General features: G+C 45.4%; 24 protein-coding genes. 18 read left to right on the top strand and 6 right to left on the bottom strand.

Annotation, left to right across the window (positions count from 1 at the left end; genetic code table 11):
- The first annotated feature begins 4 nt into the window (after positions 1-4).
- On the top strand, positions 5-787 hold the full coding sequence (locus IGJ26_RS15340) for an ABC transporter ATP-binding protein (protein WP_086298790.1): 783 nt from the start codon (positions 5-7) through the stop codon (positions 785-787).
- Complete coding sequence (locus IGJ26_RS15335) at positions 780-1,793, top strand: ABC transporter substrate-binding protein (RefSeq protein ID WP_430599713.1); 1,014 nt, start codon at positions 780-782, stop codon at positions 1,791-1,793. The genes IGJ26_RS15340 and IGJ26_RS15335 overlap by 8 nt, the downstream gene beginning before the upstream one ends.
- Positions 1,794-1,942: 149 nt before the next feature.
- On the opposite strand, the gene IGJ26_RS15330 is transcribed toward IGJ26_RS15335, so the two are convergent.
- Positions 1,943-2,284 (bottom strand): MazG nucleotide pyrophosphohydrolase domain-containing protein, encoded by a 342-nt coding sequence (locus IGJ26_RS15330; protein WP_034872892.1) that lies wholly within the window; start codon positions 2,282-2,284, stop codon positions 1,943-1,945.
- An 85-nt stretch (positions 2,285-2,369) separates the two neighbouring features.
- Here IGJ26_RS15330 and IGJ26_RS15325 point away from each other — a divergent pair, with 85 nt between their 5' ends.
- The 7 genes from IGJ26_RS15325 (at position 2,370) to IGJ26_RS15295 (ending at position 10,279) form a co-directional block, all read left to right on the top strand.
- Positions 2,370-2,930, top strand: a complete 561-nt coding sequence (locus IGJ26_RS15325; protein WP_430599712.1) for a TIGR00730 family Rossman fold protein — start codon at positions 2,370-2,372, stop codon at positions 2,928-2,930.
- A 146-nt stretch (positions 2,931-3,076) separates the two neighbouring features.
- Positions 3,077-4,063: a tRNA dihydrouridine synthase gene (locus IGJ26_RS15320; protein WP_005230648.1), complete on the top strand. Its 987-nt coding sequence runs from the start codon at positions 3,077-3,079 to the stop codon at positions 4,061-4,063.
- A gap of 150 nt (positions 4,064-4,213) precedes the next feature.
- Positions 4,214-4,654, top strand: a complete 441-nt coding sequence (locus IGJ26_RS15315) for a MarR family winged helix-turn-helix transcriptional regulator (protein ID WP_005230651.1) — start codon at positions 4,214-4,216, stop codon at positions 4,652-4,654.
- Entirely contained in the window at positions 4,651-6,087 is a 1,437-nt protein-coding gene (locus IGJ26_RS15310) for an MDR family MFS transporter (RefSeq protein WP_430599711.1), read from the top strand. The genes IGJ26_RS15315 and IGJ26_RS15310 overlap by 4 nt, the downstream gene beginning before the upstream one ends.
- 156 nt (positions 6,088-6,243) lie before the next feature.
- Entirely contained in the window at positions 6,244-7,149 is a 906-nt protein-coding gene (gene rarD, locus IGJ26_RS15305; RefSeq protein ID WP_008380213.1) for an EamA family transporter RarD, read from the top strand.
- A 278-nt stretch (positions 7,150-7,427) separates the two neighbouring features.
- A complete protein-coding gene (gene licT, locus IGJ26_RS15300; RefSeq protein WP_005233287.1) occupies positions 7,428-8,270 on the top strand; it encodes a BglG family transcription antiterminator LicT in 843 nt (280 codons plus the stop codon).
- 137 nt (positions 8,271-8,407) lie between these two features.
- Positions 8,408-10,279, top strand: a complete 1,872-nt coding sequence (locus IGJ26_RS15295; RefSeq protein ID WP_008380211.1) for a beta-glucoside-specific PTS transporter subunit IIABC — start codon at positions 8,408-8,410, stop codon at positions 10,277-10,279.
- Positions 10,280-10,465: 186 nt separating this feature from the next.
- On the opposite strand, the gene IGJ26_RS15290 is transcribed toward IGJ26_RS15295, so the two are convergent.
- A complete protein-coding gene (locus IGJ26_RS15290; protein WP_005233292.1) occupies positions 10,466-11,137 on the bottom strand; it encodes a cyclic nucleotide-binding domain-containing protein in 672 nt (223 codons plus the stop codon).
- A 196-nt stretch (positions 11,138-11,333) separates the two neighbouring features.
- Here IGJ26_RS15290 and IGJ26_RS15285 point away from each other — a divergent pair, with 196 nt between their 5' ends.
- The 5 genes from IGJ26_RS15285 to IGJ26_RS15265 all read left to right on the top strand — a co-directional run bounded on the left by IGJ26_RS15285 (position 11,334) and on the right by IGJ26_RS15265 (position 15,565).
- Positions 11,334-12,266, top strand: coding sequence for a phosphate/phosphite/phosphonate ABC transporter substrate-binding protein (locus IGJ26_RS15285; protein WP_194199889.1), 933 nt, complete (start codon positions 11,334-11,336; stop codon positions 12,264-12,266).
- A gap of 160 nt (positions 12,267-12,426) precedes the next feature.
- Positions 12,427-13,218 (top strand): phosphonate ABC transporter ATP-binding protein, encoded by a 792-nt coding sequence (phnC, locus tag IGJ26_RS15280; RefSeq protein ID WP_005230661.1) that lies wholly within the window; start codon positions 12,427-12,429, stop codon positions 13,216-13,218.
- A complete protein-coding gene (gene phnE / locus IGJ26_RS15275; protein ID WP_008380208.1) occupies positions 13,190-13,969 on the top strand; it encodes a phosphonate ABC transporter, permease protein PhnE in 780 nt (259 codons plus the stop codon). The genes phnC and phnE (IGJ26_RS15275) overlap by 29 nt, the downstream gene beginning before the upstream one ends.
- Positions 13,966-14,748, top strand: a complete 783-nt coding sequence (gene phnE, locus IGJ26_RS15270) for a phosphonate ABC transporter, permease protein PhnE (protein WP_167823283.1) — start codon at positions 13,966-13,968, stop codon at positions 14,746-14,748. The genes phnE (IGJ26_RS15275) and phnE (IGJ26_RS15270) overlap by 4 nt, the downstream gene beginning before the upstream one ends.
- 4 nt (positions 14,749-14,752) lie before the next feature.
- Positions 14,753-15,565, top strand: a complete 813-nt coding sequence (locus tag IGJ26_RS15265; RefSeq protein WP_005233299.1) for a metallophosphoesterase family protein — start codon at positions 14,753-14,755, stop codon at positions 15,563-15,565.
- A gap of 69 nt (positions 15,566-15,634) precedes the next feature.
- Here IGJ26_RS15265 and IGJ26_RS15260 read toward each other — a convergent pair whose 3' ends face one another.
- Together IGJ26_RS15260 and IGJ26_RS15255 are read right to left on the bottom strand one after the other, a co-directional pair.
- Positions 15,635-16,111, bottom strand: coding sequence for an ImmA/IrrE family metallo-endopeptidase (locus IGJ26_RS15260; protein ID WP_034858679.1), 477 nt, complete (start codon positions 16,109-16,111; stop codon positions 15,635-15,637).
- Between the two features lie 5 nt (positions 16,112-16,116).
- Positions 16,117-16,449 carry a helix-turn-helix domain-containing protein gene (locus IGJ26_RS15255; protein WP_005230670.1) on the bottom strand — a complete coding sequence of 111 codons (333 nt, stop codon included), beginning with the start codon at positions 16,447-16,449 and terminating at the stop codon, positions 16,117-16,119.
- Between the two features lie 163 nt (positions 16,450-16,612).
- Between IGJ26_RS15255 and IGJ26_RS15250 the strand changes: the two genes are divergently transcribed.
- A complete protein-coding gene (locus tag IGJ26_RS15250) occupies positions 16,613-16,978 on the top strand; it encodes a hypothetical protein (RefSeq protein ID WP_008380201.1) in 366 nt (121 codons plus the stop codon).
- Positions 16,979-17,031: 53 nt separating this feature from the next.
- Here the strand turns inward: IGJ26_RS15250 and IGJ26_RS15245 are convergent, their stop codons facing one another.
- Both IGJ26_RS15245 and IGJ26_RS15240 read right to left on the bottom strand, forming a co-directional pair.
- Positions 17,032-18,783: an ABC transporter ATP-binding protein gene (locus tag IGJ26_RS15245; protein WP_008380198.1), complete on the bottom strand. Its 1,752-nt coding sequence runs from the start codon at positions 18,781-18,783 to the stop codon at positions 17,032-17,034.
- A gap of 59 nt (positions 18,784-18,842) precedes the next feature.
- Entirely contained in the window at positions 18,843-19,688 is an 846-nt protein-coding gene (locus tag IGJ26_RS15240) for a MarR family transcriptional regulator (protein WP_008380196.1), read from the bottom strand.
- A gap of 201 nt (positions 19,689-19,889) precedes the next feature.
- Between IGJ26_RS15240 and IGJ26_RS15235 the strand changes: the two genes are divergently transcribed.
- From IGJ26_RS15235 to IGJ26_RS15225, 3 genes are all read left to right on the top strand, one after another.
- Complete coding sequence (locus tag IGJ26_RS15235) at positions 19,890-20,495, top strand: NADPH-dependent FMN reductase (RefSeq protein ID WP_005233311.1); 606 nt, start codon at positions 19,890-19,892, stop codon at positions 20,493-20,495.
- 35 nt (positions 20,496-20,530) lie between these two features.
- The gene (locus tag IGJ26_RS15230) at positions 20,531-21,052 is read left to right on the top strand and encodes an NADPH-dependent FMN reductase (RefSeq protein ID WP_005233313.1); all 522 of its coding nucleotides are present in this window, start codon (positions 20,531-20,533) and stop codon (positions 21,050-21,052) included.
- Positions 21,053-21,274: 222 nt separating this feature from the next.
- Positions 21,275-22,108 (top strand): glycosyltransferase family 8 protein, encoded by an 834-nt coding sequence (locus IGJ26_RS15225; RefSeq protein ID WP_005233315.1) that lies wholly within the window; start codon positions 21,275-21,277, stop codon positions 22,106-22,108.
- Positions 22,109-22,225: the final 117 nt, after the last annotated feature.

Raw genomic sequence — 22,225 nt, 5'->3', positions numbered from 1 at the left:
CGGAATGAAATTAGCAGTTGAAAAGCTCAATCTAACGATCGGGGATCAGCAGATTCTAAAAGACATCTCCGTCCAAACCGCACAAGGGCAATTTGTCGGTTTGATTGGGTCTAATGGCAGTGGGAAGTCCACGTTGTTAAAAGCCATCTACAAAACGTTGAAACCTGACAGCGGCGAAATTTATTTGGGTGAGATGAATATTTTGAAAAGTTCCGAAAAAAAAGTCGCCCAGCAAGTCAGCGTCGTCAGTCAGTTCAATGAGTTGAGCTTTGATTTAACAGTAGAACAGATGGTGCTTTTAGGCCGCACGCCCCACAAGGGGTTGTTGGAACAAGACACCAAAGCCGATCATGAGCTGGTCACCGAAGCCTTAGCCAAAACAGGGTTAAGTGCCTACAGAAAACGCAGCTACCTCTCATTATCAGGAGGCGAAAAACAGCGGGTCGTCCTTGCTCGTGCCATCACCCAAGAACCGAAATTTATGATTCTCGATGAGCCGACCAATCATTTGGATATCCGTTACCAGCTGGAAATCTTAGAGACCGTCAAGCATCTGAAGATTGGCTTGTTGGCGGCGCTGCATAATTTGGAACAAGCAGCCAACTATTGCGACATCATCTATGCCTTAAAAGATGGTCGGGTCGTAGGGTATGGCGAACCAGAAACGCTGCTGACAGAAGAACTGATCGAAGAAATCTATGGCGTGAAATGCAGTATTTACCATCATCCGATCACAGGCGGATTAGGGTTTCATTATTATTTTGAAAAGGAGCAAACAGATGAATAAATGGGGAAAAATGATTGGGGTAGGATTGGCAGTCTTTACATTAAGCGCTTGCGGCAATACGAAGGATGAAGGAACTTCGGCTTCTTCCTCACAGGCAGAAAGTACGTATCCCTTAACCATCAGCAACTACACCAAAGCAGAAGGCGGCACGCAATGGACCGCCAAGGATCAAACCTTTAATGAGGCACCAAAAAAAGTCGTTGCCAACACACGACCAGCAGCGGAATTGCTGCTGCATCTCGGCCTCAAGGATCAGATTGCGGGTGTCGGTGCAACCTTTGGTGCCGCTGATGAGGAAGTTGCTGCCGATTACGCAGAACTCAACGACCTGGGCAGCGACTATATCAGTAAAGAAACAGCCTTAAGTGTGGATCCAGATTTGATTTTTGGCCGCGGGGGACTTTTCGATAACCAAGATTGGGGCGTCGGCACCGTTGATTCCTTGAATGAGATGGGCATTCCGACTTATGTCCAAGAAACCTCTGTCACTGGGGCGACGTTTGATTCTGTTTATCAAGACATTGAAAACCTTGGTAAGCTCTTCAATGTCCCTGAGGCAGCCGCTGCTTTTGAAAAAGAATTAAAGGATCGTCAGAGTGCCTTGGAAGAAAAAGTAGCAGACAAAGAAGAGCAAACCTTTGCCCATCTCTTTATGTCTGATCCTAGTGTTGTCAGTGTCTATGCCGCTCAGGACGAGTCTTTTTTCAATAGCAACTTTGATATGATCAAACTGAACAATGTGTTTCAAGACTATTCAGGGGAAGTCAGTGTCGAAACTTTGATCGAAACGGATCCCGATGTCTTGATCGTCGGCGACTGGTCAACGATCGAAGGCAGTGTTTCCGGTCATGAAATCATTGAAGGCTTATATAAAAACGACAAACTCTCTAGCATGAAAGCCATCAAAAACAAACAAGTCTACAGCATGGACTACAATTATCTCTTTGGCTACGGCTACCAAGCCTTGACTGGTTTGGAAGAACTGGTAGAGCAAATGGCACAATAAACACCTCCTATTATATAAAAAGGAGAACCAACTTTTTATATAATAGAAGAAAATCAACGTTTCACTGGCCGATTGACCACAGAAACGTTGGTTTTTTGTATTTGGGAAAAGCAACCTTTGCCGCTGCCCGTTACGCAACAAGTAGCCCGTTAGCTGTTTTTTTCTGTCTCTTGGTTCATTTGATAGCGAGACAAAAGCTTTTCTTTGTGTTTTTGCATGATTGTTTCCAGAGAAATATCGTATTTATCGGCGAGAATAAATAAGTTATCCAGTACATCGCCCAATTCTTCCGTCAGATTTGCCAGTTTTTCTTCCGGCAAGCCTTCTTGTTCATCGGGACGGTCACGGCCAATCTCCAATGTCCGAATGGCACGGCTCACTTCCCCGACTTCTTCTGCTAAAAAATTCGCCCGAATAAACGGATCATATTGATACCAGTTGCGGGCTTTGTAGAAGTCACTGATAAATCGTTGATATTCCTCAATGTTCATAATTTTTTTCCATCCTTTCCCAGAACCTTTATCAGAATCATGATATACTATTTCAAAATGATTGAGAAGGATGATGGAGAGTTTTATGAAAATTGCAGTCTATTGTGGTGCCAGTGTCGGTAGTGAACCTAGTTTTGCAACAGCCGCCCAAGAATTGGGGCAGTGGATCGCTTCACGGCAAAATACGCTGGTCTATGGCGGCGGAAAAGCGGGCTTGATGGGCGTGCTGGCAGATGCTGTCTTAGAAAATGGCGGTCAGGTGATCGGGGTGATCCCAACCTTTTTAAAAGATCGGGAACTAGCACATCCTGGATTGACCGAACTCCATGTCGTCGAGACGATGTCAGAAAGAAAACGAAAAATGTTCGAATTGTCGCAGGCGTTTGTCGCACTGCCAGGTGGTCCCGGGACGCTGGAAGAAATCACGGAGATGATCTCGTGGTCAAGAATCGGTCAGAACCCGAATCCGTGTGCTTTTTATGATGTGAACAATTTTTACCGCGCAACGAGAGCTTTGTATGACAATATGGTGGAAAACGAGTTCTTGACGCAAGCCGATCGCGAAAAAATCGGCTTTACGCAAACAACGAATGAACTGGAAGCCTTTATTCAAGCCTACGAACCGCCAGTTATTCGGCAGTATTAAGCGTCTGTTGCAAAAGAGCAAGGCGAAGCACCGACGGGTGTCGTCTTGCTCTTTTGCTTCTTTGACTCATTCTTAGTATAATGGGGTTTGTTTTGCAAGTAGGGTCATAAAATAAGATCCTTGGACAAAGAAATGGAGCGTAAATTATGACAACAAATTTTTGGGCTGAATTGCCGAAGCCTTTTTTTATTCTAGCACCAATGGAAGATGTCACCGATGTCGTTTTTCGGCATGTCGTTCAAGCTGCCGGCGCACCAGATGTTTTCTTTACGGAATTTACCAACTCCGATAGTTACTGTCATCCAGAAGGACGCGACAGTGTGCGGGGACGTTTAGTCTTCACCGAAGATGAGCAACCGATGGTAGCCCACATTTGGGGAGACAAGCCAGAGTATTTCCGTGAAATGAGTATCGGATTAGCCGAGATGGGCTTTAAAGGGATTGACTTAAATATGGGCTGTCCAGTGCCAAACGTTGCCGGACGAGGCAAAGGCAGCGGCTTGATCTTGCGACCAGAAGTTGCTGCTGAGCTGATCCAAGCAGCCAAAGCTGGCGGCTTGCCGGTCAGCGTCAAGACGCGTTTGGGCTATACCGAACTAGGGGAAATGGAAGCCTGGTTGACCCATGTCCTGCAACAAGATATCGCTAACCTTTCGATCCATTTGCGAACCCGCAAAGAAATGAGCAAGGTCGATGCCCATTGGGAATTGATTCCTGAAGTGGTGGCCTTGCGGGACCGAATCGCCCCACAAACGAAGCTGACGATCAACGGCGATATCCCTGATCGTACCAAAGGTTTAGAGCTAGCAGAAAAATATGGCGTAGACGGAATCATGATCGGTCGGGGTATTTTCAAGAATCCCTATGCCTTTGAAAAAGAACCGAAAGAGCATACCTCAGAAGAGCTATTAGGCTTGCTACAGCTGCAATTAGACTTGCAGGACCATTACGCCAAAATGGTGCCACGCTCGATCGCAGGATTGCATCGTTTCTTTAAAATCTATGTCAAAGGCTTCCCAGGAGCCAGTGATTTGCGAGCAAAATTGATGAATACCAAATCAACGGATGAAGTTCGGCAACTGCTAGCAGAGTTTGCGGAGAAAAAGAACCACGAGGAAAGTATTGAAGCGTAAGTTTCAATGCTTTTTTCGTTTTTGGTTGCTGTACCCGCTCTCAATGTCAATCCTTTCTTGACAATAGATAGGTACCTATGTAAAATAGAGAACGGACTTTTAACTAGGTACCTATCTAAATAGTGAAGAGGCGAAAGGAGCTGAAGATCGATGGTTTCCGAACAAGAAATCGTGGAACGATTGTTTGAAGTGTATAAATTAAATCGGCGGTATGCGGAACAAAAGTATGGACGCTTTATGCCGGGACGGGGGCAGTTCAATTGTTTGCTGGTATTGGACGAAAAAGGCACGTTGACCCAAAAAGATCTCGCCGCGTATTTAGCGATTCGTTCGACATCAACTGGCGAACTACTAAAGAAACTGGCTGAAAAAGGGCTGATCCAAAAAGAAGTCGATCCGAAAGATAAACGCAGTCATTTGATTTCGCTGACAGAAGCAGGCAAGGAAGAGGCACAGCGAATGAAAGAAAAACGCAGCAAGGCGCACCAAGAAATGTTGACCTATTTGACGGCAGAAGAAAAACAAGCCTTTGGTCAAGCCTTAGCAAAAATCGAACAGTTTTATCTTGAGAAGGAGGCGGACGTTGATTGAGTGAAACAGTCCAACGAACGGAACGTCAGCGGACGCTGATTTTTATTAATTTAATGATTACATGTATTGCCGTATCCATGTTGGCGACCGCATTGACGACGGCTTTACCCGCCATCGTCAATGACTTGCAGATTTCCGTCACTACGGGCCAATGGCTGACTAGCGGGTATTCTTTGGCAATGGCGATCGTTATGCCCTTGACGGCATATCTTATGAATCGTGTGCCAACCAAAAAGCTCTATCTCGCTGCATTAGGAATCGCTCTGGTGGGTTTGCTGCTTTGTGCCACAGCGCCCAATTTTCTAGTCATGCTGCTTGCTCGTATTTTGCAGGCCGTAGGCAATGGCATCTTGACCGCGATGGCACAAGTGATCCTCTTATCGATCTATCCGATCAATCGCATCGGTGTCGTGATGGGCTGGTATGGACTCTCAATCACCGCGGCACCCGTGATTGCACCGACGATCGCTGGGCTGATCGTGGACCGGTTGAACTGGCATGCAATTTTTTATATCGTTGCCGTGATTGTTTTGATCTCATTGATTTGGGCCATAAAGGTTTTTGATGATGTGTTGCCAGTAAGCAACAGCAAATTTGATCAGACCTCTTTTGTTTTGAGTGCCTTTGCTTTTGGTGGGATCACTTTAGGCTTTGGAAACATCGGCAGCTATGGCTTTTTCAGCTTGCCGGTTTTAGGAACCTTAGCGATCGGTTTGGTAGCAGGGATCTTCTTTGTCTTCCGTCAGTTAAGAGCAGAAACCCCATTTTTGGATCTGCGGGTCTTAAAAACAAAAGAGTATGCCATCAGTGTCTTTGGCAGTATCATGCTTTACTTGGTCTTGATGGGTTCGGCGATGCTGATGCCGCTTTATGTGCAGTCGATTTTAGGCAAATCAGCGACGATCTCAGGATTAGTCGTTTTGCCAGGTTCCCTAGTCTCGGCTTTTTTAAGTCCGGTGGCTGGACGAATCTATGACAAAGTCGGCATCCGTCTGTTGACGATTTTCGGCGGCGGCTCACTGGTCTTGAGCAACATCGGCATGTATTTCATCCATATACACACGGGTATTTGGGTAGCAGTGGTCTTGAACATGCTGCGCTGTGCCGCCACAGGCTGTTTGTTGATGCCCTTCGTGACGTGGGGAAATAAAAATATTCCGCCGCAGTTGACGGCGCATGGAACAGCATTATTGACTTCTTTGCGGACGGTGGCAGGCGCTATCGGGACAGCATTATTTGTCGGGATCATGAATAGTGTGGCGCAAAACAGCACGACCTTAACGGGGACGAGTGCACTGCTTCACGGGATGAATGTTTCTTTCTTATTGATGACGATCGCTTCTGGTCTGCTGTTTGCAACGGGGCTATTTTTGATTCGTGATCAGAAACCAGAAGCCGTGTGGCTGGAAGGTGCGGAGGAACCGCTGGAATAAAGAGGGGCACCTTTCTTTGAAGGGTGCTTTTCTTGATTTATTTCATGAAACTCTATGAAAAACCAAAAAATTCGATATAATAAGATAACTTATGGTTTAGGAGGAGTATTTTTTTTCAGGAAAGACTTGTTTTCATGGAAAAAAATCAGGGAGAAAATGAAGAATAAAGGCGTTTATTTTGGGTTGTCTGCCTATGTCTTGTGGGGCTTGGTCACACTATATTGGAAAATAATCGTTGGGGTTTCGCCATTAGCAACGATGTGCTACCGAATCGTGTGGTCCTTTGTTTTTATGGTGCTGTTTATTTTGCTTTCCGGGAAGAAAAAGCAATTTTTACAAGAAGCGCGTCTGCTGTGGAAGAACAAAGTGTTTGCTGGACTGATCGTTTTAGCTTCTGTGCTGATCTCCATCAACTGGTTCACCTTTATCTTTGCGGTGAGTGCGGGCCATGTGATGCAAGCCAGCTTAGGCTATTATATCAATCCGCTAGTCAATGTCTTGTTAGCAACCGTTTTTTTGAAAGAACGTCTTAGTCGTACTGGCATGCTGGCGTGTCTGCTGGCAAGTATCGGGGTGATCTTATTATCGATCCAAACAGGAACGATTCCTTATGCCTCACTGATCATGGCCTTTTCCTTTAGTACGTATGGCTTGATCAAAAAAAGGATCCCCATTAGTTCGGTTACTGGGTTAACGATCGAAACGATGGTGATTTTCCCCTTTGCGCTCGTGTATATTTTAGGATTTTCAACCGTCGGCTTTATGAATTATCCCTTGCAAACCAATCTCTTATTGATGGGTGCCGGGATCGTGACGGCTATTCCGCTGTTGCTGTTTGCGGAAGCCGCGAAAAATGTTTCTTACATTACGCTTGGGTTTATTCAATACGTCAACCCGACGATCATGCTTTTGTTGGCCATCTTTTTGTTTCATGAAACCTATTCACTGGCCCAATTTTCCGCCTTTGCGTTTATTTGGCTAGGGATCGCGGTCTTCACCTATGGTACGTTAGGCACGGCTATGAAAGAGCGGCGCATGGGACAGCAAAGAAAGCAACTCTGATACATTAGGAATGGCTGCAGCTGAGCCATTCCTTTTTTTATTAAAAAACAACTCAATTTAGATAGTGAAGGATGTTGCAAGGAGAATTGTTCAATGGTATAACAAAGGAAAAGCACGTTGCAGAAATTCTGATTGAAAAGGGTTGCATCTGCCACAGGGGTGTGTTATTATTCTTTCAGTTACAAGGATTGTTACTGTTCGGCAGGCAAAACCAGAATTGACCGTAGTGCGCTAATGGGGAGATTCTAGGTTTTTTTATTTTGGAGTGAGGGAAAACGATGGTTATTGGGAAAATATTAAATAATAATGTCGTCATCTCGACCAATGATGCCGGTCAGGAAGTGATCTATATGGGTCGTGGCATTGCGTTTAAGAAGAAGGTCGGCGATCCAGTGGATGAAGCCTTTGTCGAAAAAGAATTTGTGTTAAAGGATACGTTTACCGCAAATCAGTTTCAGCAATTGTTTTCAGACATTCCTGTGGAAGAAGTCGAAGCCGTCAAGCAAGTGGTGGATGATGCAGAAGCGTCATTGGGGATCGAGCTGTCGCCAAATATTTATTTGACACTGACCGATCATATCCATTATGCGCTAGTTCGGGCACGTGAAGGCATTGAGCTGCCGAATCCATTGTTGTTTGAGACCCGCAAATTTTATCCGAAAGAGTATGCGGTTGCAGCAGATGCCGTTGCTTATTTTGAAAAAGTCTTCGGGATTTCATTGCCGGAATCGGAAATTGGCTTTATCGCCTTTCATATCGTCAATAGCGAACAAGCAAATGGTACGATGGAAACCACGATGCAAGCGGTAGAGATCGTTCGTGACGTACTGGCAATCATCAGTCGTTTTTATGGACGAGTCTTTAACCCAGATTCCTTGAACTATCAACGGATCACCACGCATTTACAGTATTTTGCGCAGCGCTATTTAAGCGATGAACTTTCGGGGGAAAAAGATGAATTTTTATTTGCCCTTGTGCAATCGAAGTACCCTAAAGCGTTTCAAACGGTCCAACGGATCAACGAATATTTGATCAAAACCTACGACAAATCGATCGGTGAATCAGAAATGATCTACTTAACGATCCATATCGAACGTGTCGTCAATGATCAAACCAATTAACATTCAATCATTAACGGATTGTTACTGTCAGGCAGGCAATACCCAGATTGAAAAGACAACAGTCAGCGAGGAAAAGACTCGTTGGACGGTCGTTTTTTCAATCTGGGTTTTTTTATTAAAAAAGGAGTGTTGAAAAAATGAGTTCAAATAAAGAAATTGCAGTTCGCGTCCTCGATGCGGTGGGCGGCAAAGAAAATGTCAACAGCGTGGTGCATTGTGCGACCCGCTTGCGTTTCAAATTAAAAGATGAGAACAAAGCGGATACGGCACGCTTGAATCAAGACGACGACGTGATCCAAGTCGTTCAAAGCGGCGGACAATACCAAGTGGTGATCGGCAGTCATGTCAGCGACGTTTACCGTGAATTGAATGGAGTAGCGAACTTCGATGGTGAAGCAGACAGCAAAGGCGACAAAGGCAACCTGTTGAATCAACTGGTGGATATTATTTCGTCGATCTTCACGCCGTTTTTAGGCGCAATGGCAGGTGCCGGGGTCTTAAAAGGATTCTTGACGCTGGCAGTCACCTTGAATTGGTTAGCAGCTGATTCTGGAGTCTACACCGTATTGTATGCGATTGCCGATGGGTTGTTTACCTATTTACCAGTGATGTTGGCTTTTACTGCAGCGAAAAAGTTTCGCACCAATGAATTTCTAGCGGTTTCCTTAGCGATGGCGTTGGTTCATCCAGACATTACCGCTTTGGCTGGACAAACCTTGAGTTTCTTAGGCCTACCGGTCATTATTGGTGCTAGTGCTTATACGTCTTCAGTCATTCCGATTATTTTAGCGGTCTTTTTACAAAGCTATGTGGAACGTTTCTTTAAAAAAGTCATTCCTAGCTTCTTACAGATCATCTGTGTACCTTTAGCGGTCTTCTTGATCATGGCGCCATTGACCTTTATTGTCGTCGGTCCACTAGGAACGATTTTAGGAAACTTGTTAGGTAGTGCTTACGACAGCATTTACCACTTCAGCCCACTGATCGCTGGTGCTGTTATGGGTGGTTTATGGCAAGTCTTTGTGATGTTTGGCATGCACTGGGGCTTTGTGCCGATCATCATGTTGAATCTCAGTCAAACCGGTGTCGATACCATGGTACCAATGCTGTTGCCAGCTGTCCTTTCTCAAGGGGGTGCAGCGCTAGCAGTGTTCTTTATGACAAAAAATGTGAAATTGAAAGGCTTGGCCCTTTCTTCAACGATCACCTCAATTTTTGGGATCACAGAACCGACGGTGTATGGGGTAACCTTGCCATTGAAAAAACCATTTATCGCCGCGTGTATCAGTGGTGCCATCGGGGGAGCCTTCATCGGCTTCAGCCAAGTCGAAAACTATACCTTTGGGTTAGTCAGCTTACTAAGTCTTCCTTCCTTTATCCCACAAGATACGAAAGATCTAAGTGGTCTGATCGCAGCTTCAATCGGAACGGCTATCGCTTTTGGCGCCGCGTTTGTCTTGACCTTCTTCTTACGTTTTGAAGATCAGCCAGCAACCGATGCCAGTGCAGCACCAGCAAAAGAGCCAGCAGCACCCACAGATAGTTCGTCTAAAGAACGAGTGATCCTCAGCAGTCCGTTAGAAGGCAAAGTGGTTCCCTTAGCAGAAGTCAAAGACCAAGTCTTTTCTTCTGGTGCATTAGGAAAAGGCATCGCCATCGAACCGACCGTCGGGGCTTTGTATGCGCCGGCAGATGGCACCATCACGACGCTCTTTCCTACCGGCCATGCTGTTGGTTTGACCACTACGGATGGAGCAGAAGTCTTGATGCATATTGGTATGGATACCGTGGAACTAGATGGCAAAGGCTTTGAGGTCTTTGTTAAACAAGACGATCAAGTCAAACGCGGTGATTTGTTGGTGAAGTTTGATCTAGATACGATCAAAGCTGCCGGCTTATCCACGATTACACCAATCGTTGTGACGAATACCCCGCAATATTTAGATGTGATGGATATGAATCAAACCGATGTCTTGCAAGGAGAAGACTTCTTAGCCATCGTAAAATAAGCAAAAGAAACCCGATCCTCGACTGAATATCAGCAAGGATCGGGTTTTTTGTAAGAAAATAAGGCGCAGTTGCCGGTCTCGCTTGCCTTCTTCGGTGGAGAATGCTTGTCACAGCGCTAGTTAAGGGCAAGACCAACAGCAGGAACGCGTACTCAGGGAAAATCCGAACATTCTTATGGCTGCTCCTTATACATGGCTTAAATTTTCGGCAAGCGACTCTAAAGCGGGGAAATCGAGAATTGCATAGCCCTGTTTTTGTTTTTCGATCAGCTTGTCTTCACGAAAGCTGGTAAAGGTTCGCAGCAGGTGGCGATAGCTGACATTCAAGATTGCGGCACAGGTGGTTAACTGAAAGGAAAAGTGTTGGTTTTCTTGATGCGCAAGAATAAATTTGGCCAACCGTGTCTCTACAGGTTCCGTCAATGAATTCGCTAAGTTGATCCCCGAATTCAAGCGGGAACTGAGCAACTGACAGATGGTTTGCAAAAAGCGGACGTCTTGTTGCAAGGTGCTGCGGTAGCGATTCAAAGGGATACAGACGCAGACGCAAGCAGAAGCGGCTTTGACACTGCTTTTCGGCAAGAGTTCCCATAAAGAGGAAGCTTCCCCTAAAGGTGCAGCCGGCTTGGCGTAATCAATACAAATCGTTTGGGTATCCGAAGAGAAGGAATAGACCATCACGGTTCCTTCTACGAGAAAATACAAGTATTCAGAAGGCGTGCCCGTTCGAATCAGGTGCTCTTCTTTTTCAAAGGAATGCAAAGTGGCCATCGCTAACAAATCATTGTCCATATAAGATTGCAGATCGTATGTGTCAATGTAATTACTGAGGCGTGCGGTATCATCGATTTTTTTCATGGGAATCAGCCACTCCTGAATGGTTTTCTTTAAGTATAGCTTAGTTCCCCTTTTGACTCAACACGAACGATAAATAAAAACTAATGTAAATTGTATGTAAAAATAAGGTAAAATAGGACATGTGTCACTTCATTTTGAAGGGATACTTGGTATGATTTGAATGTAAGAAAGCTTCAAACCATTAGGAGGAGAAAAAATGCCATTGAAACGAATTGTTAAAGGAATGTTAGGAATTGCGTTAGTTGCAGCATTGACCGGCTGTGGGAATGGGAGCAGCAGCAGCGACAGCAGTGCCGCAGCCGAAAAAGATAAGCTGGTGGTACAATTCGTACCGACCAATAATGACGGCTCGATGCAAGCCAAAGCAAAACCGTTTGCTGAGTATTTATCAAAAAAATTAGACCGTGAAGTAGAAGTAACGTTAGCAACGGATTATTCGACGATCGTAGAAGCGATGGCTTCTGGACAAGTTGATTTAGGGATCATGCCGCCAGCCGCTTATGTTCAAGCCAAAGATATGGATGCAGCAGAAGCGATTTTGACTTCTCAATTAGGTGCCTATGATCCAGAGACCGGCTTGCCATTAGAAGGGGAAAAAACCAATACCTTCAAAGGGGAGATCTTGGTACGTGCGGATAGCGATATGACAGAATTGACGGACTTAAAAGGGAAAAAAATCGCTACATTGAGTCCGAACTCTGCCAGCGGCTATATTTACCCAGTTGCCGAGTTGAAAGATGCAGGAGTTGATCCAACGACGGATGCTACATTAACGACGGTGAACGATATTCCAAGTGAGATCACTGCAGTCTTGAATGGTCAGATGGATGCCGCCTTTGTGTTTCAAGGGGCACGGAATGTCTTTGCTTCAAGCTTCCCAGATAACGATTTATTCGAAGATCTAAAAGTTCTTTACTTAACCGAAGGGGACATCCCGAATGACGCCATTGCCGTTCAACCGACGATGGATGCTGAACTAAAAGAGCAGATCAAAGAAGTGTTCTTGAATATGGCAGACGATGAAGAAGGCGCCGAAGCAATGAGCTTGTGGGGACACCAAGGGTATGAAGAAGCAGCTGATTCTGCTTACGATACCATTCGCGACTATACTAAACGAGCAGCAGAGTAAAAAATCAGGGATTGCGGTAGAAGGATAACGGGACACGGAGATGTGCAGCGATTTACTAGGGGAATAGGTGGAATACGCAGTATCAGTGCATTTTTTAGTGAGATAGACCGTGACCGATTGGGGAAACTTTGCCGCGGTCCCTACATAATGGAGAAGACAGATGATAACTTTTGAGAATGTATCCAAAGTCTACCCGAATGGGGTCAAAGGATTACAGAACATAGATGTAACGATTGAACAAGGAGAATTTGTGGCAATCATTGGTTTGAGCGGTGCTGGTAAGAGTACCTTTTTGCGCTCGATCAATCGCTTAGTGCCAATCACTGAAGGAGATATCCGGGTAGATGGCAAATCAGTCACGAAAGCCAATAAAAAAGAATTGCGCTTGATTCGCCGACAAATCGGATTGATCTCCCAAAGCTTCAATTTGGTCAAACGTAGTACTGTCCAAAAGAATGTGCTATCTGGTCGTTTGGGGTATTACGGGACATGGAAAAGTATTTTAGGGTTGTTTACGAAAGAAGACTACGAAAGAACGAAAGAAGCACTAGCGACTGTCGGCTTGTCAGACAAACTGCAAACGAGAAGCGACCAGTTGAGTGGTGGGCAACAGCAGCGGGTATCCATCGCCCGTGCCTTGGTCCAACAAGCACCAGTGATTTTAGCAGATGAACCCGTGGCATCGCTAGATCCCATCACCACAGAGAAAGTGATGGAGGATTTGAAGAAGATCAATCAAGAAATGGGCAAAACGATTGTCATCAATCTGCATTCGATTCCCTTGGCTCGTCAGTATGCAACAAGGATCATTGCCTTAAAAGCAGGTGCAATCGTTTTTGACGGCAACGCAGCCGCTTTGACGGATCAGCGTTTAGAACAAATCTATGGGAAAGCAATTTTTGAAGAAAAGGCAGGAGAAATCGATGAAACTGAAAGAAACAGTTCATTTTAATTGGTACAAACACCTGCTGCTGATTCTTTTATTGCTGCTCTTTTTTCAAAGCAGTGCCTGGATCACGGGGGCTGATTTTGCACAAGTGTGGTCGAATCGAAGCCAGATGACGGCTTTCATGGCTCGATTTTTGCATCCGGATTTTAGTTATTTACCGCAACTGATGATGCCCTTGATCAAGACATTGCAAATGTCCTTTTTAGGCACTGTTTTAGGAGTAGTCGCAGCGATACCGGTGAGTCTGTTGGCGACGACAGTCGTGACAGAAAGCCGGTGGGTCTCTGTGCCGATGCGTTTTCTCTTAGGTCTGGTGCGGACGATCCCCAATTTATTGTTGGCGGCATTGTTCGTAGCGATTTTTGGGATCGGTGAAGCCACTGGTGTTTTGACCATCGCGGTCTTTACCTTTGGGATGGTTTCACAGCTGATGTTCCAAGCGATCGAAACCATTGATTTTGCGCCAATCGAAGCAGCGGCGGCGGTAGGGGCAAATAAATTTCAAGTGACTGTTTGGGCGATCATACCTCAAGTCATCAGCCAGTTTGCCAGCTATACTTTTTATGCCTTTGAAGTCAATGTTCGAGCTTCAACGGTGTTAGGATATGTTGGTGCCGGCGGGATCGGGGTCATCCTGAACGCCTCATTGGCATTATTGAATTATGAACGGGTCTCAATCATTATCTTGACGATTTTGCTAACGGTAGCGATCGTTGATTTTCTCAGTGAGCGGGTAAGGAGGTCTTTCCTATGATGATCAGAGAAGTGAAGAAAACGACTTGGCTTTTATGGGGACTCTTTGCTGTTTTACTAGTTTTATCAGCTGCGACGCTGGATTATTCCGGATTGAGTACTTTTTCCTTAGCGATGGGAAGAGATGTCCTGCAAGGGTTGAGTCAGCCAGACTGGTCTTTCTTTTACGACGGTAGCGGGGAGGATCTGTGGAGCTTATTGTTACTGACGATCGGGATCGCCTGTCTAGGAACGATGATCGCAACAGTCTGCGCGATACCGGTGACCTTGCTGAGTGCCGCCAACCTATGGTCTTCTGCGCCGTGGGTCGCGAAGATCGGCAAAATGATCTGCAATATCTTGCGGGCATTTCCAGAGCTAGTTTATGCGATTATTTTTGTCCGTGTGGTAGGTCCGGGACCTTTCGCTGGGGTTATGGCGATCGGTGTCCACCAGATCGGTATGCTGGGCAAGCTGTTCACGGAAGAAATGGAAGCCATGGATGAGCGCTTGACGGAAGAGATGCAAGCAGTTGGTGCCAACTTTTGGCAGACGATGTTTTTCGTGCGGGTCCCTTACTTAGCACCCATCTATAGTTCCTTTGCATTGAATCATTTTGAAATTGCGGTCCGCAGTGCGGCAACGTTAGGGTTAGTCGGTGCTGGCGGGATCGGTGCACCATTGATTTTTGCTATTCAAACCAGAACCTGGAGCAAGGTAAGTATTATTTTGTTGGGCGTCGTTGTGACCGTCTTCTTATTAGACCAGTTGACTGGAATCATCAGAAAGAAATTGAGATAAACCTATGAATATATTGCATATATCAGATATCCATTTTCGAGAAAGTTACCTGCCTTGTGAGGAAGGGTATCAAGGAATGCTGGCAGCCATGCAAAATCCCTTGATTCCTCTTGAAGAGTGTATCCAAGATGCCAAGGCGCGAGGGGCGATCGATTTGGTGGTGATCAGTGGCGATTTGACCGAAGATGGCGCGCCTGCCGATTATGCCTCTTTGAAGCAATATTTAGAAAAAGCCTTTGGCTCAGTGCCGATCGTGGTAACGCTAGGTAATCACGATATCAAACGGCATTTTCGCCAAGGCTGGCAAGGTAAGTCAGTTGAAACGGCCAGTGATACGCCTTTTAATCAAGTCTATGAAACGGAGACATTGGCGATCGTGACTTTCGATAATTCCTGCTATGGCTATGCCGACGGTATCGTAGATGAACGACAGTTTGAATGGCTGCAAGCCACGCTGGCGCAGCTCAAAGAGAAAAAGATCGTTTTTGTGACGCACCATCATTTGTTGCCTTATCAAGCAAGCACGCCGGCATGGGCCGGTGCCAATCGTTTGGTGGCATTATTGCAGCAGTATCAGATCTCTTGTATTCTCAGTGGACATACCCATCATGCATTTACGGGAACGATCGCAGGGATTCCTTACTATACTGTGGCAAGTATGTCGTTTGTCGGGGAAGATGAAGGCGAGGGGATGGTCCGTTTTGAAGAACGCTATGGATACAATTTGTATCGTTTTGAGGAAGGCGCGCTGGTTCATCAATCCTCAGAAAACTATCGACCGAACCGCGTATTGATGCGGGTCAACATGCAAGGATAAAAAACAGACGTTCCGTCAACGCTGAATTTAGCAGCAGGAAAGGAACGTCTGTTTTTGTGCAAAAAAGGCTTAACCTTGATTGCCAAAGGTTTTGACAACTTCAATCGTGCCGTCGATATGGAAAAACAAGGTATAGTTTTCTTCGGTTTTGATACCGTCAAAGCGGCGAGCATAATAGGTGACTGCGTCTTTGAAAGTTTGTGGGGGGACACCTAAAAAATCAGCGCATGCCGCCAACGTTTTGCAGCCTTCTTCAAAACAAGCGATGATATCATAGGGCGTGACCACGATCGCAGAACCAATGTCACGGGCTTTGCGTTCTTGTTTGCGTTTTTCGTTGGTGTCTTGGGCGGTAATGTCGCCAGCACTGGTCAAATAATGACCGATTTCTTCACCGATGGTGCTCAAGAGGTCTTCTTGTGATTGGTCAGGGTTCAAGTAAATATGGTGATCGATGTACAATCCTTGCTGACCATCAGGCATATTCTTATCGAAAATAAAGTGCAAGTCTGGGTAGGCGGCCATCAGTTCTTCTACTTTATCCATTTCCATCATTCCTTTTGGGCGTGCCGCTGTTTTATAAATTCAATATAGCTGAGGATATCTTCCATCTGCTCATCGGTGACGTCATCATCAATATGGGCCGCAACGGTTTGAACTTTTGCAGAGGGCGGCGTAAAGCCTGCCGGGACTTGTCTGCCTAATAAAAAATCGGTGGATACTTGAAAAATCTCCGCGAGTTTGACGATGGTCTCGCCATCGGGTTCGTTACGATCATTTTCGAAATGCGAGTACGCTGCGCGGGTGATCCCTAGCTGATCTGCGATCTGCTGTTGGGTTTGGTTGGTTCGTAGTCTGAGTGTTCTTAGCCGTTCGCCAAGCATGAGTGATCGCCTCCTTTTTTGTAGTATAGCACGTTGGATATAATTTGTATCTATTTTTGTATTATTTGATATAAAAAATATCACATCAGTTGACGATACGAATCGTATCTTTTATACTGGAAACAGATGATATGAATCGTATCGAAAAGAATGGGGGAGGATCATGGATACATCGATCGTAACAGTTGTCTTGCCGTCACTCATTACTGGTGTACTTACTTATTTGGCTACCCGAGTATCCAGCAAAGCGAATTTGGAACAAACGAATATCGAAAATGCCCAAAAGCTTTACCTAAAATATGAACAGATCAATCAAGAATTGACCCATAAAATCGATCAGTTAGAAGAAGAAGTCCAAAAGACCGCCAAAACCTACCAAGAAGAAGTTTTGGTCTATCAAGGAAAGCTTGCTACTGCCCAAAGCGAAAGGGATTTTTTGCGGGCAGAAAACCAGGTGCTGAAAGAATTACAGCGAGGGAATCAAGTGCCTGTGGCGCGTGAAGAGAAGCAACATTCAGCCGTTGGCTAATAGAAAAAAACTGCTTATCCATCAATAAGCAGTTTTTTTCTAGTTTTTATTCTTTAATTGATCATTTGTTCATTCACGTAGGCAGCATAAAGCGGGTGATTGTTGATCAATTCTGCATGGGTACCTTGACCGGTAATGGTACCTTTTTCTATAAAGTAGATTTGATCGGCATCCACGATGGTCGACAAGCGATGGGCGATCACTAATGTCGTGCGCCCTTCCATTAGATGATCCAACGCCCGCTGGACCTTTTCTTCCGACTGAGAATCTAGGCTGGCGGTCGCTTCATCGAGCATCAGCAGCTTGGGGTCTCGCAAGAATGCTCGTGCGATGGCGATCCGTTGTTTTTGCCCGCCAGATAGTTTGACGCCGCGTTCGCCGATTTGTGTTTCTAGTTTTTCGGGGAACTCTTGGACGAACTGATCGGCATAAGCCAATGCCAGTCCTTGCCACAATTCCTCCTCTGACAGTGTTCGGCTTAATCCGTATTGCAAGTTTTCCCGAATCGTACCGGCAAAGACCGCACTGTCTTGGGAAACATAGCCGATCTGTGCCCGCCAGTCCTGCAGATCAATGTCAGCTATCGGCTGTTCACCAATCAGCAAGCGCCCGCTGGTGGGTTCATAAAAGCGTTCCAGTAAAGCGAAGATCGTGGATTTTCCGCCGCCGCTTGGTCCCGCAAAAGCAATCACGGTGTTGGGTTTGGCTTCAAAAGAAATGTTTTGCAAAATCGGCCGTTTGGGATCGTAACTGAAATCGATCTGTTCTGCCCGTAGGACTGCGCCGTCGATAGCGGCTTTGGGTGCTGCCTGGATCGGCTCCAGCGGCGTATCCAAAATTTCTTGGATCCGTTCCGTAGCACCCATCGCTTTTTGGACTTGTGAAAAGAACATCGCAAACGTCGTCACAGGCGCAATAATATTAAAGAGATACAGTAGAAAAGCAATCAATGCGCCACTCGTCAAGGTGCCGGCTTGGACACGGATCGCGCCATAACCGAGGATTCCTACGAGTAATCCCAGCATTGCCGTCGTCATGATTGGCTGCAAAATCGCACTAACTTTCGCATCCTTGACCCCGAGGGTAAAGATTGCCCCAATGTTGCGCCGACCGTTTTCTTGTTCACTAGCTTCTCCGTTGCTGGCTTTGATCAAACGGATCTCTGAGAGTTTTTCGCTGGCATCCGCATTGAAATCGGCAGTCGCTGCTTGTAGTTGGCGTCCTAGTTTCGACATGATCTTGCCGATCGGCCACATGATCAAGGTGATCAAAGGCACCGCACTGAACATGATCGCCGCCATCTTCCAATCCATCAAAAACAAGATGATCATCGAACCAACCAATTGGATCAAGCCAGTGACAAAGCTGGGAAATTGCGAGGTGACTAGTTCTTTGATCACGGAAGTATCATTAACGAGTCGCGAACTGCTTTCCCCCGACTTATGGTCATCAAAATAGCTGACTGGCAAATGCAGCAGATGTTTCCAAAGACGTTCTCGTAATGTTTTCACTGCACTTTCTCCCACATAGCGCAAGAGAAAGCCGCCTAAAGTGCCTACGCCTAATTGCAGCACAAAGGCTAGGATCAAAACGACCAGCATGGAGGTGCTGAACGTGGGGGTGCCGCTGGCATCGACTAGCGTTTTCGTCAGCTGCGGCACGACCAAACTGGCGGCACTCGTGATCAGGCTAAAGAGCATCCCTAAAAGAAACAAGCCTTTCTTGGGATTGACACTGACGATCAGGTGGATAAAGTCTTTCATTTTAAATTTGTTTTTGTTCACTGTTGGTGTCGTTGTTTCCATTCGTTTTCCTCCGCTACAAGCAAGATGTCCTGCAGCTTTTTCTTTTTCATTAGGTGCTATTAGAAATCCTGCCAATCATCTTCGGCTGCTTCGTCTTTAGAAGCGGAATCAGGTCTTGCTTTGCGGTCTTGTCCAAACCCGTAGGCATCAAAAAAGTTGCCTTTTCCCCATGTGTCCCGTGGATCATTCGCCTCGCTACTATCAAATGGTTCAAATGGCCCAAATGGCCGATTGCCAAACATGCCGCGGTGTCCAGGAAATGGCATTTGCCGCATGGCTTCTTTGATCTGCTTTTTCATTTGACGCCGCTCGTCAGCGCCCATATCTTGCCAAGTATCTTTCATTTGTTGCTTCATTTTTCGGCGATCGTCATTCGTCATTTCCTGCCAATTTCCACCCCATTGCTTCATCATCTGTTCCCGGATCTCCTGCATAGCTTGTAGACGATCCATCGGGTCAATAAAGCGTTGCGTCTGTTGCTGAAAGTCAGCTTCCCACCCAGCGGCGATGTTTTCAAGCAGACGGGCAAATTCGGTTTGTTCTTCCTCTGTTAACCCAGCAAAAAACGTTTGACTGCTGGCGGCTTCTTTTTGTGCCAGTAATTTTTCTGCTTTTTTTCGTCCAGTCTCTGTCAGAAAGATTCGTTTGATCCTTTTGTCGGCTGCATCTTCTTTGCGTTGGATATCCCCACTGCTTTCCATTTTCTTCAATAGTTCTGCCAAGGAACTTGGCCGTAAATCTAAAACTTCTGCGAGGTAATTTTGCACCAAGCCATCTTCTAAATTTAAAACGGCTAGGACGCGTTGCTGTCCAGAAAGGCGTTGGTTATTTTGACTCATAAAAGCATTGCTGGCTTCGCTGATAAAACGAAGCTGTTTCATTAAGTGATCGGTCATTGTACTCATTGAGAACACTCCTTTTGAATTATTGTTCGGTACCTAACGATATCGATGAGTTGATTATAGTTCGGTGCCGAATGAATGTCAAGAGGAAGTAGCTGGGATTTTTTTCTAACAAAAAGTAAGCAAAATGATTGACTTACTAAAAGTAAGTTTGATATGCTGAGTCCATCGTTAAAGAAAACACAATAAAAGGAGTATAAAAGAATGGTCTTTGGATTTGGGAAAAAAGAACAAATAATTGAAAAAGAAGTAATTAAAGAGGTGTATCGCACTCCGGAGAAGAAAAAAGCGCAAAAAATCGGAATCATCGTTGGCAGCACGAGAGAAGGCCGCGTGAGTCCGCAAGTAGCCAATTACGTTTTACAAACAGCACGAGCACATAGCGACCGCTCATTTGAAATCATTGATATCAAAGACTACGACTTGCCCTTTATGGGTACAGGCGAAGCGAACCAAGCGTGGAACGAAAAAATCGCTGAATTAGACGGCTATATCTTCATCGTACAAGAATACAATCATGGGCTATCGGCTTCCTTGAAAAATGCGTTGGACAGCGCCCGCGAGGAATGGTTCAACAAAGCAGCAGCAATCGTCAGCTATGGTTCAGCAGGGGGTATTCGGGCCGCTGAGCAAGTTCGCTTGATTTTGGCGGAACAAAAAGTAGCCACGGTGCGCACTAATCCAGCCTTCAACTTATTTACTGATTTTGAAAATTTTGCCACCTTTACTCCTGGCGAACATATGACGGCAGGAATGAACGATATGTTGACGGAATTACTGGACTGGGCAGACACATTTGCCAATCGTTAAAAAACAAACGAAAACAATCTTAGGAGGAACCTATCATGAAATTTGGTATTATTTTAGGCAGTACAAGAGAAGGACGCGTAAGTCCGCAAGTCGGAGCATATATTCAAGAAATTGCTACTCAACGGTCAGAGCATCAGTTTGAGATCGTTGATGTAAAGGCATTTGATTTACCGTTTATGGGAACGGCTGAGCCAAACATGGCGTGGAACAAAAAAATCGCTGAATTAGATGGCTATATCTTCATCGTACAAGAATACAACCACGGTTTTGCGGCTTCCTTGAAAAATGCCGTAGACTCTGCACGGGAAGAATGGTTTGATAAAGCAGCTGGGATCGTCAGTTATGGTTCTGGCGGTGGGATTCGTGCCGCTGAACAATTGCGTAACGTTTTAGCTGAACAAAAAGTTGCCACCGTGCGGACTAACCCAGCCTTCAATCTCTTCACAGATTTTGAAAATTTCAGTACCTTCAAACCCGGTGCGCACATGGCTGCAGGTGTCAATGACATGCTGGATGAATTGTTGTTGTGGTCAAAAGCTTTTGCCACGATTCGCTGATCTGTTTTAGGAGGTCACCATTTATCATCGATCATTTGCTGTTTCATTCATTGAATGGAGCAGCATTTTTTTGCGTTTCCAAGGAATGGTTTTCACTGGAAAGGCTATTTCACTGAAAGAATGACTAAAAATCGGGTATACTAGAAGAACAGAAGATGCGGGCAACTGCGTTCGATTTTTTGCCCAACGAGTGCATCCAGTAACAGAGGAGTGAACAAGAGCATGAATCTACTTTTTGCGATTGATGATCGATTCAGTGAACAATTAAAAACAACGTTATATTCAATCAAACGCCATACGACAGCAGCATCTTTCGATGTCTATGTCTTACAAGAAAAAGAATTGAGGCAAGGTGCAGAGCTAGAGGTCTTTTGTCAAAAATTGGCGATGACCTATCATCCCGTCATCATCGGTTCTGGTTCGATCTTTAAAACGGCACCAGTTAGTGACCGCTACCCAGAATCAATCTACTATCGATTGTTGGCACAAAATTACTTGCCGCAGCAGGTGGAAAAAATCCTGTATCTGGATGCGGATATTTTGTGCATCAATGATTTGCGCCCCTTGTATGAGCTGACGTTAGGGGATTTTCTGTATGCCGCTGCCAGTCATTCCAAGCTGACAGAAGTGACGACGGTCATCAATAAAGTCCGTTTGCGCAATTATGAGTCAGAAGGCTACTATAATTCAGGTGTCTTGCTGATGAATGTGCACCAGCTACGGCAAGAGGTCAAAGAAACAGAAATCGCAGCCTTCATTGAGAAAAATCATTTGAACCTCTTTTTGCCGGATCAAGATATTTTGAATGGGTTATATGGTGATCGGGTGCTGGCGATTCCTGATCAGCTCTATAACTATGATGTACGGAAAAACCGTACGTATGAGACGATCAGCCTAGGGGAATGGAGTTTGGATTGGGTCATCGAACATACCGTTTTGCTGCATTTTTGCGGTAAAGAGAAACCATGGAAGAAAGGCTATCGCAGCCGCTACGGTTCGTTATACAAATATGTAGAAAATGAACGGCGGAAGTTTGAAGAGGAACAATCAAAGTAGCTGTCATTGAATATAATCAAAATTACCTTGAAAGAAACGTCCACACGGCCGTTTCTTTTTTTAAGCGTTCTATTCTGCTTTTTTTCGATTCGATGGTACGATGAAACTAGCGAGTCA

The sequence above is a fragment of the Enterococcus sp. AZ095a genome (assembly GCF_050546735.1).
GTDB classification, from domain to species: Bacteria; Bacillota; Bacilli; order Lactobacillales; family Enterococcaceae; genus Enterococcus_D; species Enterococcus_D entomosocium.
This window is presented reverse-complemented; position numbering and strand designations above follow the sequence as displayed.